The organism is Sorangiineae bacterium MSr11367 (genome assembly GCA_037157805.1).
GTDB lineage: Bacteria > Myxococcota_A > Polyangia > Polyangiales > Polyangiaceae > Pendulispora > Pendulispora rubella.
Genome location: CP089983.1, coordinates 4339093 through 4351371, shown reverse-complemented (window position 1 = coordinate 4351371; position 12279 = coordinate 4339093). Strand labels below are relative to the sequence as shown.

Below are 12279 nucleotides of genomic sequence, written 5' to 3'. Positions count from 1 at the left end.
CTATTCTCCGAAGACCGAACGAAGCTTGTTCTGGGTGTTCGCCCCCGCAGCCCCATCAGGGTCAAGAGCTTCGTCTCCCTGGAAGTCGAGCGTTGCCCGGTCGGAATTCTCGCCCCACTGGCCGTCGATCGTGCCCACATCGTATCCGAGCATCGAAAGCCGGCGTTGCTGCCCAGCGACCGTGCCGACCGCATCGAGGTAGTTGTCGATCTTCAGATCGTACGACGTTCCGAGAAGGACGAGCTCCGCCGGTTGCCCCGCAGGAACCAGCACCTCTACGGAACCATCGGCGGCGGTTTTCCCTTGGTCCACCGTGCGGCCATCGACCTTCAGAGTGTAGTCCACGCCCGAAACCCCTCGCTCCGCGTCGGTACCGTGCTTGCCTGGAAAGAGTTGAAAATAGATCTTCAATTTACGGAGCACGAGCGTGTTTCCGTGAGTGAGACCCTTCGCTGTCCGCGCAACACGCACCGCTAGAGTCCCTCGTTCTCGGAGCGGAGCTTCGAGCGCGTGCCAGCCTCGAGGTTCCCGCTCTCGGTAAGCCCCGCCCTCTTCTGGAACGCGCGCAGGGCTTCCTTCGTGCGCGCATCGATCGTCCCCGAGGTGCCGCCGCAGTCGAAGCCGAGGTGGAGCAGCCGCTCTTGGCACGCTCGATCGACGGATTCATGCTCCAGGGCGCCGAACTCGAGCGGAAACGAATAGCCGTCGATGCCGGCCGCCTTGTTCTTCCATAGGCGAAGGGTACCGGTCCGCTGGACGGCAGATATTTGGCACTCGATCTTGCCATCCGCCGCGGTGCTGCCGCTGAAGGTCACGGCGCCGACTTCGACTTCGTAGGCGAGACCGGCGATTCCCACGCCGGTGTGGTCCTTGATGAAGATGCGAAACATCGCCTCCACGACCGTGATCGTGATCGTGTGAACCTTGCCCGTCGCCGCGCTCGCGGACTTCGACGCGACGTCCGGGATGACCACAGCGTCACCTTCGGCGAGGATGTTCGGGTTGGGCCGAGCGCTCTTCAGCGACGTATTCCCCGGATCGTCATAGATCGCGCGGTAATCGGAAAAGCCGTTCTCCTGCGCGAGACTGGCCATGCAGTCACCGAGTTTTACCGTGTGGTTCTTTGGCATGGGCGAACTGGGTCCTCCTTATCCTATCGTCCACGTTCGCTTGTCGAGCTCGTGCAGCTCGATGGAACATTGCCCCGCGGAAAGCCCATCGAGGTGAACTTTGCCGTCGGCCCCAACTTCTCCCTCGATGACGGAGCCGCTGGGAAGTTTGAGGCGATATTTGACGCCGGGCATGGGGCGCCCTTCTTGATCGACAACGCGGATCCCTATCCACTCCTCCGTTACGGGGGCCGGCGGTGGTTTTACGGACGGCGGCTTGTCGCGGTTGAGCGCAATCCGCTTTGAGGGCAGCCGCTCCACGCGGAGGTCCCCGAATCGGACAGCGTCACGCAAGTCCTTCGTGATCCGTTGCAGGTCGCGATGCGCCGGGGCCCGAAGGATATCGTAGGCTCGGACCGCGGGGACCGTAGGCCGAACGGCGCGATGGATCTCGAGGAGCACGCTGACCGCGGATGCCTCGGCGGGACGAGCGGCCCCACCAAGACCCCAAAGGCAGATTGACTCCATCGAGCGCTCGCCGGTCCACGGATACGGTTCGGCGTCATGACGATGCCCGGTTCTGACCAGGGTGACGCGGTAGTCCTCCCCGCCGGGCAGGCCGTACACCTCCCATGCACCATCACGGCCTCCCCTGACTCGAACGAAGTGCATTCAGCCTACTGCACCATATCCACGCAACGCCCGCGTCGAGCGTCATTCTTCTGCGCCCGATGCAAATTTTCTCGTTCGACGAACGCGAGACACATTTCTTCACCCCTCTACGGTCTGACGTCGGGGCGATGTCGCCTTTACAACCCTGCGCATTCTCGATGCCGTCCTTCCGCCAGCCAATGTGCAATCGGTTTACTTCACTCCGAGTTTGCACATCCGATTTGCGAACTCGGCGGCGCTCGCGCGATCGTTGGGGAAGCTTTCCGTCGGTTCGAGCATCAACGACCCCGCGTGTATTGCCTGATCCCTCGCGAGTTTCGCACCAGCACTTGTACGCGCTCTTGTGGGCTGTCTCGCAGAACATCTTGCGCAACCCGCCGTCGACACAGTCGGACCAGGAGAAGAGCCGCGTCGGCCTCGGGGAGTTGGTGATCAGGCCCGGTTGCGTACCATCTTCGATCGCGAACGCGTGGCACACCACCGGTTCTTGCTTGCGGCAACCCGCGAGGTTCGTCGTGAAAATACTTGCACCTAGAATAAAGGATTCCCGTGCGCTCGCCGAACATCATGTAGCTCTATGTCGCGGGCCATATGGGGTCAACACCGTGTCATCCGAAAGGGTGACGCCCTCGTCGGAGGTGCGCCACGCCTCGGCGCGCGATCCTTCAAGTACGTTCAGGATGACGCGAGCAAATTGCTTCGTTGTCGCCGGCTTCGGGCACGGACAGCACTTGATTCACTCAGTATCCACACACCGGTCGTCGTTTCGGACGACCGGTGAATCAAGAACTGGTTCTTCTCAAGTGAACCATCGCTGTTTCATCTTTACGGGCACGCATCAATGCACGGCCGACAACAGGCGGCGTGCGGCAAGGCCAAGATCGGAAGGTGGAGCATTGCGATCCAGAATGACCTGTCGTGTAGGGTCCTCGTCAAAGCCTCTTGCAGGGCCGTCGCTGGTGTTACCCATTACGGCTATCTTGCCTCCCTCCTCCGTGACTTGAACGCTCTTTGCGCTTCGTGCAAAAGTAGTCCAAGAGGTAATTCCGGCGAGCTGAAAGAGAGGACCCATATGGGCTTTCGAATCGCGAGCTGGATGCGGGATACCGGCCCGCGAAGCGTCGAGGGCCGCTAGGATGGCGCTCCCCAGCGCGGCGTCGTCACAAGTCTCCGGGAAGGCAAAGCATGGGTCAGAGAAGATCCAGACTTCATCTGTCGATAGAGAGAGCGACTGCACGAAGAACTGAGTTTTACGCAGGTAAACGGTGGTCATCTTCATCGAAGGCCGAGCCCCTCTCGCTCAGAATGGGATGATCGTCACTTGAACGCCTACCGTCTTACCATACTCTACGGCTGCCTGAAGAGCTGCCTGTTGGGCTGGGGTAGGAGCTATCCCGGCTGGGATAGCAACCTCAAGCGCGCGCGCCTTGACTTGAGAATTCGTTATTACCTGACCGGCGAAACTCTTTCCGGAAAACGCCGCAACCTTGTTGATGTATCGATTTAACGTAGACGTGAGCGCTTTGGCGTTCTGATATGTCGCCGCTCTGAGATCGACGCTCTTTATGCTGGTCGCAACGCCTTTTATGAATTTATCGATGAACGGGTATCCCCTTGGAAGATTACCTCCCAGAGCCGTCTCGATTTGTAGACCGCGCTCGGCAAGCCCGAGATCCCAGACGGCTGAAGCTACCTTTCCTTCGCCCGGTCCCGTTAGCACGGCGACGATGCCAACCAAGGCAAAACTGGCAACGTACGTTAAGTTTCGCTGGGCCTCTGGCGTCGCATATTTGTGGACCACCTGATCGAGCCGTAGGCTGGCACGCTCGACACCATCCTTGCCGATGATGAACCGGGTCACAGAGAACCGCATCGCCATTTGCACGTTCTCTTTGAGCAGATCGACCATGCCGTCCTTCGAGCCGCGCTGCCACGAGTCGAGGTGCCGGAGGAACCAGCGAGCACTTCCCGTCCCCTGCGCTGGTCCCGAAATAGGGCGTACGTCCGGATGGCCGTTCTTGATCGGACCGCTCCCTCCTCCTCCTGGCGGACCGCCGCCCGCGTCCGGTCCCGGCCCCGGCGGTGACGTGATCGGAGGAGGGTCGGTCGGGCATGGTCCGCGATCCGGGCACAGTCCCGTGGGATCCGTCAGGTTAAGTACCGCGCCGTTCACGTACGCGTAGGGGTTCAGATCGTAGTCCCCGCCCCCATGAACGGTAAGTGGGTCGGCACTCATCCAGCGCCCGAGCGATGCAGCGTAGTATCGTGCGCCAAAGTAGGTCAACCCGACCTCGGCATCAGCTTCTTTGCCCGTAAACTGATAGGGCTCTCGGTGACTGCCCCAGCGCTCCGGCCTGTAGTCCGAGTCGACCGTGCCGAAGGGATGGTATTGGACGGCCTCGGCAAGTTCGGCCGTGTCGCGGTCGATGACGATGCTCGTGGATCCCAGCTTGTCCCCGAGCGAGAGGAAGACGTGTCGGCGTGCGCTCGACATCGCAGCTTCTTCCGTCGTCGGTAGATCGTCCTCCGTCACGACGACATGGGCTCCGCCCGCGTAGATGCTCTCGCTTGCAGCATCCACCTCATAGTCATCGATGAACCATTTGGTATTATCGAGACGTAACGAGTCGAAAATTTCGGCCGAGTGCTTCTCGATCCTGCCCCGCGGCTTGACCGATTTGAGTACTCGCTCACCTTGACTATACGAGTAACGGAGATCCACCTCGGGGGTACCAAATGGCAGCTCGGGATAACGGACTTCATCGGAAGGGATCTCCTCGTAGTCCCATCGACGCGCTCGAACGAGCTGTCCGACCTCATCCCAGTTGTAGATGAAGTGATGGGAGCACGCGTCCGTCGAGCACTCGCCCGTGCGCGGGGCGAGCATCTCGACGACGTTTCCGGTCGGATCGTAGGTTACTTGGACGCCGAGCGACGAGCCCGTAAGTCGATTGGGGTGCCCTTCGGCATCTCCGTTGACGACGGCGCCGAGCGCTGCCCGATCGAGCACAGTGGAATCGTTGTCGTTAATAGACGTGGTGTTTCCCTGAAAGTCGTACGCTGCTTGCACCGATGTGGAGCGCTTTGCGCGCACGAGGCGAGGCAGAATTCCCCGAGAAAATGGGGCCGACTCTTCGGCGTCAAACGGCGACACTTGGGGATCGACCTTGTTCGGGGCGTTGTATTCGGCCCGCTCTTCGGTGAGCCGATAAAGGTCATCGTAGGTGAGCTTCTGCGACTTTGGCCGAGCGCCCGCGGGCCATTCGTTGGGGTCCCGCGCATCTTTGACCTCGGTGGGATTGCCCACGCCGTCATAGGTGAATGACAGATCGGCCAGCACCTTTTGAAGCGATGACGGTACGTTCGCATCGGCGGGTGTGTAGTTGGCCGTCGACTTTTTCCAGAGCTCGGGCGCCTCGCGAGAAACAAGGTAGCGCGTCACGTCGTGTGGGCCGTACGTCATCTTTTGCACCGTGGCCGCGGCATCCGCGAGCTTGACCACGTCGGGCGTGCCGTCCGCGTTGTAGGTCATCGCCGCTACGAGCGCCCCGTAGCTGCTCGAGATACTCTTCCGGAAGCCTCTCGCGGTGTACGCGTAGTCCACCGTGCTCTTGCCGTTCACGAGGAACTCGGGGATGTCTGCCCCGGTGTCCTCGCTCACGAGGCGGTCGGCGAGATCGTAACGAAACGCCTTGCGGAACCAGTGCTCCGCGTATCGATCGTCCTCGCTTCCCGCACCGGCATCGCCGCCCCCGCCGATGTGAATGTCGACGCCGAACTCGATGTCCAGGCCTCCAAAATCGAGCTCACCATCGCTCGGCAAGCCATCGGACGCCGGACGTGTCAATCGGCGAGCTGTCTCTCTCACGCGGCCACGTGCGTCGTAGGCGAACTGGGTGACGGCCCCGCGATCGGCCACGGCGGTCAACTGACCAAGCGCGTTATATTGGTAAAGGACTTCTGCGCCGGTTCCCTCCGCCAACTTGAGCGGGGTGTAGCGCTCATGATGCGCGAGGCACGGCGAGTAGTCCTCGGCCAGCAATCGGCCAAGGCTGTCGTAGACGATATTTTTACCGCAACCCCGAGCGTCACTCGTCGCAACCGCCCGGCCCGCATCGTCGTACGCGTAGCGCCAGGCGCGCATGGTTGCTAACGCCGCGGGGCTCTGGGCATCGGCAACGAAGTTCTTCGTCGTGTTGGGTTCGGCGTTGAGCACGAGCCTGCCCAAGCTGTCGTACTGCATCCACCGCACGAACGTTTCGCCGCCTTGGCTGTGGCGCTTGGTGATTCGCAACACCTGGCCAGCTGCGTTGTAATCGAAGTCCGTGTTGATTTCGTCAACCCCCGTCGCCGTCTTGTTGCGCACCGTCGAACGGATCAACTTTCCGTGACCGTCGTACACCGCGGTCCTCGGGGTGTTGGCATGCACTCCTTCGACAATATCTTCCTCGTCGGAGACGTCGATCGAGAGCGCGTGGTAGGCAACTTGGACCCTCCGACCGCGGTCGGTTTGAAGGATGGGGCGCCCCAAGCTGTAGGCGACCACGGTATCCGCTGAAGGTGGGAACGCGAACTCCAGCTGCGCGGGATCCGCGGTCGAGCCGAAGGGACGATAGTGCGCGAATGGCGCAGCGCCGAGAAATTGCTTCACAGCGCCATCGACGATCCAAGGTGCACCCTGACCGTCGTCGCTGTCGGCTTGCGCGATCGTTGCTTTCGGATTGGCGAATGCGTCAGAGTATTGCCACACCGTGCGCGATTGCCCGGGACCGGTGGGAATCGTCATCTTGGTGGCTTGGGTCGCCTTGGCAGCGTTATCGAAATACTGGAAGCGCGCGGATTCGCTAGACGGGAGGCCGACACTCTCGGGATCGTTGTCCGTGCTCGAGTCGATTCGACCGAAAGCGTCGTAGGTAAACAGCTGTATCGAACCATCCGCGTCGGAGATGAACTTGGGCAGATCGAACCGCTCGTCGTAGTGCCTCGACGCTGCAAGCGTACCTTCCAAGGCGCAACCCTTGACGTGCCTGCGCGTAAGGATGGGTAAGAAATTGGCTTCCGGATCGTAGACGGTCGAGACGCAGGATGTCTCGTTGGGACCGTGCGATCGGACGATGTTCCCGTAAGCGTCGTACTCGACATGCGATATGTGAATCGCTCCGTCCACCGATGCGCCCGCGGGCGCCGGCGCGATCTTCGCGCCCACCTTCTCGTGCGCGCGAACGAGCGGTAGGGTGCCCGTCAACGTAGCCACAACATCGGTCACGTCACCCGGGTTCGCCGGATCGTTGTACTGGTATTCGAGCCTGCGATCTGGATCTGTGGGCAGACCCGGACGTGCGCCGAATCCGGAAACCGTTTGGTGGCGAACGCGGTACATGTACCGCTGCGGCGCGCCGACTGCCGTGTAGTCGTACGAAGTCGTGACCACGGCGTCGGCTTGTCCGTTGTCGCCGACGCGCCCGTAATCTCGTGTCTGAACGACATTGCCCAGAATGTCCCGATCTTGCTCTTCGCGAAGGTGCTCGCGATGGGATGACGGGAGCGTGATGGCGATCTCAGGACCGCCGCTACCACGCGTCAGTGGTACGAAGCCCAAGGTGGACGGTTCCGCCGTAAACGGCGCCGTGTCGTATAGGTACGTGTCGACCTTGTCCGTGTAGGCAAACGACACGTTCCGCGCGCCCCCGCGAACAGGGTCTCCTCCTTCCGCCGGACATTTAAGAATGGGCCCCTCCCCCGCCGACAGGCACTCTGGGTACGTACTGACGACGTGAGAGCGGTAGAGGGTGGAAGAGCGGACAGCGTTCGAGCCGCCGCCCGCGGCAATGTCCACCTCGTAGGGAACGGCCATCACGCTTCGGTAGTCGGAAACCTCGCTTCCTTTGGGGCAGAACCCGAGCGTGCACGGAAAGGCGTACTTGGTGGTGATGTGATAGGTGTTTATGCGATCGGTGTTTAGCTTGCCTCGATCGACGTGCTCTTCGTCGACTTGCTGAAAGCCCAAGAGCCGCGCCTCGAGCGGGTCGTAGTACGGGTCGCGGTACGTGTACGAGACGGAGGAATCGTTTTCCCCATCGGCGCTACCGGCCTGCTTCGTAAGCACGAAGGTGACGACTTGGGAGGGCTGGGGAGAATGCCGCGAACGGCCCCACAAATGCCCTTCTTCGGAAGCATCCTGATCGAGTTGAGCTACGGCACGATAGAGGAACTGGGTGCTTCCGCCGACGCCATTGTCGATCGACTCGAGTAGCCCGGGGTATTGGGCCTCGAAAGGATTGTGCGTGCTGCTGCTCGTGCGTTTGAAATACCCGATTTGATCGGGGCCTACTAGAACGATGTCGCTCACCCCATCGCCGTCGATGTCCGTAGTGGCGAGGTGCATGCCCGCGTAAAGTGGATCGACTACATCAGGCTCTCGATGGAAGTTAACTCCATCGTCATTGATCCAAATGTGCAGAGTCGTATTGTAGTTCGGGGGCGAACCATAGTCGGGACGGATGATGTCCGTTAAGCCATCTTGGTTGACGTCCGAGAGCACGAACTGGACACTCCCCTCGGGGTCCTGTTGTGGGTGCCGCGGAGCCGACGGACCGAGTGCGACACGCGGCGTCTTGCACCAGATCGACCCGCTTCCTTCGCAGAGAGAGGCCGGTGGCGGCGAGCATATCTCGTTGGAGTTTCTGCATGCGAAATCGCCGGCCCCGTTGCCTGGAAAGTAGATAAGTGGCTGATCGGATGAATAGGGCGAATCGGCCAACGTGACGAGGTCGGCGTAGTTGTCGCCGTTCATGTCAGCCAGAGCGTAGAAGGGAACGTTCTCGCGGTATGGGAAAAAGGGCCGGTTGAAGGAAGTGATCAGACTCATCCCCTTCAAGCCTGGGAACAGGCCCTCCCCCCAACGGAATCGTGAGTACAATTGCACGTTCGGACCGCCGGAGGTGTCCTTGTGCAAAATGTCCGGCGTCCCGTTGCCATCGATGTCACCGATCGCGATAAGGGCTCCTTCCCACGGGCTGAATGCCGCTTGGCCGTCGAGAGACATCTCCCAGCCAAAGGCGTGCGGACTAGCCTTATCCCGAATGACCGTCCCGTAAAGACTATTGTAGGGATCGTCCTTCGACTTGATGAAGACCATTGCCTCGCCGTCGATCGCGTCGCGCGGGTATACGAGCGCGAGCCCAGTGTCTCGATTGAAGAGACTGTCGTCGGCGTACTCGCCCATCCCGTCGTTGTTGACGGTGTGCTTCTCGAGCCGGACTTGAACTCGTCCCAGTGGCGGATCTTTGACGTGCGTCCGATACAACACGGTGGAGTCCATCACGATGTCGGAGATGCCATCCTTGTCGGCATCAACGAAGGCGATATTGTTGAGCCGCCCGAAGGGCATCTCAACACCGGGCGGCGTGGCTATCCGACGAAACTCGAACTTGTCGAGCGGGGGCGTGTACCTGAACGTCGTGGGCGCGAGGGTCGGGCAGTTTTCTTCGGCGCACGCCCCCTCTTCGGTGATCGAGTGAAGATACGAGCGATGCATGATCGTCTCGTAGGCAAGGTGATAGCGCCGCACTACTTGCGTCTTGTTCTGGACCTCCACCGTCTTCAAGCGGCGGACGGGCCGCGCCCCCCACGTGGGTGCTTGGCTGAGGTGCGCGAGATCGCGCGGGGCAGCGTCGTTGCCCTCGTACGTGAGGATCGTATGATGGGTGAAATCGCCGTCCCGATCGAGCGTGTCGTGCACGGCGATCGGAACGAGGAATTTGGCGCCGTAGTTTAGGACGCTCCAATCATACCGAACGACGTTGTTGGGCTGCGCGCCGCCATGCGCGTCGTAGCGGAGGACGACGCGCCAGCGAATCGGATGGTCCCGATCCGTGCTTTTGAAGGGCGGCTCCGTATCATATTCGATGGCTTCGCTCGCGCCCATGCCCGCCGTCAGCGGCTCTCCGAGTTCGAAAACCTCGCCGGTCGGCGACTCGACCTTCCATGTCCGTTGATTTGGCGACCAGAAGAACCTTAGCTGGGATGAATCCTCCTGTTGACGATAGTAGCGCCAACCCGCGGCCCAATCGGGCAGGCGCTCATCGGAACCGTCGAGTCGTTTGATGGTGAGCGACTGGCCCGAAGCGATGTACAGAAGCGGTGCGCCGTTGAACGTGACCCGCTGATTGCGGGCGTCATCGAACCGCTGCCATGGACGGCCGCCTTGAGCCGACGTGAGCTCGATGGTCGGGAGGTGGTCGAAGCCCCAGCCTACGCCGGCTTCTCGGACCGACGCGCCGGAGGAGTAATTCAGCGTTAGGTCGGGTTGGATCGCGCCACGAGCGCGTAGCAGTTGAAACGGATACGAAGCTTGCGCACCGCCCGTGCGCGTGTCCGCCCAGCCCTGAGCCGATGGTCCAAATACGCCTTTCGTGCTGCTATGTGAGGCGCCACCTCCATCCGCCTTCGCGACGACCGGAAGGATGAACAGCACCGACAGTGCGAGAAGCCATGAACGCGCGCGCGCTGTTCGCCGCCATGTGGAAGGCCTTTCCACGTGCTTCGCACTGTTTCTACTTCGAACGAAGAGTTTACGCTTCATCGGCACGACTCCTCCAGTTGCTTGCTCGCCCGCACGCACTTCGCGTCCATCGCGGCTACTGCTTCATTTCCGGCGTCCGCGTGGGCCCCCAGCGACGCACGCACTGCACTCATTCGCGCCGCGACTTCTCCGTCGCTCATCTGCGTTTTGGTCACGCACCGCCGGTACGATTCGACGTACGTGTCGCAGGATGCGATACCGGTCCTTTCATCCGCAGAACGCGAGCGACATCCAGCGACCACTACGAGCATCCCGAGAAGAACAGCGGCGCGTGCAGGGCTCCGAATCTCCCACTTCGACGGAGCTGCTTTTCGATTCATCGCCGCAACGCGCGCCAATGCTTCGGACGGATCGTCCAAATTCATGACCTACCCTTTCCCTCTCACACCTCGTCGTCGGGGCCGATGAAGCGACACAACGAGCGGTTGGCTCACGCGAGCGACGAGTGCACCATCAACGATGGTGCCTAGATCGCGAGTTCGCGGCAATATACTAAATCAAACAGCCGAACCTAAATTTGCAATTACAGGTACTTCCAAGTAACAAAACAGTTGCAGCACGCCTTGTCGCGACAAAGTGCGCTGACCTTCACGCGCGCGGACTAACGCGAATATCTACGGCTTTCCCACCACTTCCGATAGTCGCGGGCGACCATGGCAGCGGCTATCTCCTCGAGCGGATCGGGCGGATACGGCGTCGATCTCAATCGAATCCTCCCATTCGAGCCATTTCGAATCCTCCTTTCGGCCTGCCGAGAACCGATTTCTTTTCGCGGCAAATCCGACCTCGTACCTCGGGTGAAGTCATCGGCCATGTCACACGTGCCGTTCGCATTTCACCGCAACGCGAACGGACGCGCGACTGATGTTGGCGTGAAGATACCCTGCCCGAGAGCGGGAGCCACACGGAGACCGCGGCGGCGGCGGGCCGAAAGTTGGGCATCTCCGCTCCGCAAGAATCCGCGTAGTTCCCCCTTGCCCCTCGCCGAACTACGCAAGATTCTCACCACTCGCCCGGTCGAGCACGAATTCTTCTGGTGGCTCCGCCGAAGCTTCGAGCGTTGGGATCGGCTGGACGCCGCTTTCATCAGGACCGAGCGAACGGGCGAGGGAGTCCCATCTATTCGGTTTTATGGCTCCTGGTCCTTTCGGTGCCATGCCAAGAGCGTCGGCCGCTAGACGGATCTCGTTGCGCCATTTCGCAAACCTCACGACCTCTTCGAAGTCGCCGGCGATGTACGCGCGATTCTCGTGTTCCAATAGGCGAAACGCTGCATCCTCGAGGGAGAACACGAGCTGCTCGAGGCACTGGTCGGGAGTCGGCCGCAATGGGAGAAGGGTTTCCCTCGCATGTGGAGAGAGACAGATGTCGGCGATGACGTTCATTTAGCGACCCCGCAAATCAGAACATGGAACGGTTCCAGCCGCGTGTTGCCACCCCGGCATGTCTTTGAGTGCAAAAGAACCGAGCGGCCCCCCGTCGATGGAGTGGTGGAAGAGGGCATTGACCATGGGGGGACGCTCGGCCGGCCTATGGAGCAAGCTAGGTGCCAGGCACTGCTGTGCAGTGGGCGCGCGGGAAAGTAGCCCGTTTGGACGATAGAGCCCGCCCACGATCGGTCGAAACGTTGCCGCTGTTGCCTTGCGCGACAGTGTCGACCTCGGAGTGTGTCGAAAAGATCAACAGGGGTGCCGGTCTCGCCTATCTGGCTGTTGAGAACAGCCACACCGGCTTTTGGTCCGACGGTTCATCCTCTCGCCGGCACTATCGCTTTCGTCAACATCTCGGCAGTTGAAATCTTCGACAGGAAGGCCACTTTCGCTCGATCATCTCGCTGTGGAAAATACCCACATGTCGATCGAGCCTCGGCCCCGCGCCCGCCCGCCGAGAATGAGCGGGCTCCGCCTCGGGTTC

At 60.9% G+C, this 12279-nt stretch carries 6 protein-coding genes; all 6 read right to left on the bottom strand.

Going from position 1 to position 12279, the window contains the following annotated elements; genetic code table 11:
- Complete coding sequence (locus LVJ94_17470) at window positions 1–423, bottom strand: peptidoglycan-binding protein (GenBank protein WXB09009.1); 423 nt, start codon at window positions 421–423, stop codon at window positions 1–3.
- 50 nt (window positions 424–473) lie between these two features.
- Entirely contained in the window at window positions 474–1130 is a 657-nt protein-coding gene (locus tag LVJ94_17465; GenBank protein ID WXB09008.1) for a peptidoglycan-binding protein, read from the bottom strand.
- An 18-nt stretch (window positions 1131–1148) separates the two neighbouring features.
- The gene (locus tag LVJ94_17460) at window positions 1149–1781 is read right to left on the bottom strand and encodes a hypothetical protein (protein WXB09007.1); all 633 of its coding nucleotides are present in this window, start codon (window positions 1779–1781) and stop codon (window positions 1149–1151) included.
- Between the two features lie 838 nt (window positions 1782–2619).
- Complete coding sequence (locus LVJ94_17455) at window positions 2620–3060, bottom strand: hypothetical protein (GenBank protein ID WXB09006.1); 441 nt, start codon at window positions 3058–3060, stop codon at window positions 2620–2622.
- Between the two features lie 21 nt (window positions 3061–3081).
- Window positions 3082–10365, bottom strand: coding sequence for a hypothetical protein (locus LVJ94_17450; GenBank protein WXB09005.1), 7284 nt, complete (start codon window positions 10363–10365; stop codon window positions 3082–3084).
- A gap of 989 nt (window positions 10366–11354) precedes the next feature.
- On the bottom strand, window positions 11355–11750 hold the full coding sequence (locus tag LVJ94_17445; protein WXB09004.1) for a hypothetical protein: 396 nt from the start codon (window positions 11748–11750) through the stop codon (window positions 11355–11357).
- Window positions 11751–12279 lie beyond the last annotated feature (529 nt).

Bases quoted from the DNA above. Each gene is read 5' to 3' on its own strand.
- LVJ94_17450 (WXB09005.1), bottom strand. From the start codon at position 10,365: ATGAAGCGTAAACTCTTCGTTCGAAGTAGAAACAGTGCGAAGCACGTG.
- LVJ94_17465 (WXB09008.1), bottom strand. From the start codon at position 1,130: ATGCCAAAGAACCACACGGTAAAACTCGGTGACTGCATGGCCAGTCTC.
- LVJ94_17445 (WXB09004.1), bottom strand. From the start codon at position 11,750: ATGAACGTCATCGCCGACATCTGTCTCTCTCCACATGCGAGGGAAACC.
- LVJ94_17460 (WXB09007.1), bottom strand. From the start codon at position 1,781: ATGCACTTCGTTCGAGTCAGGGGAGGCCGTGATGGTGCATGGGAGGTG.
- LVJ94_17455 (WXB09006.1), bottom strand. From the start codon at position 3,060: ATGAAGATGACCACCGTTTACCTGCGTAAAACTCAGTTCTTCGTGCAG.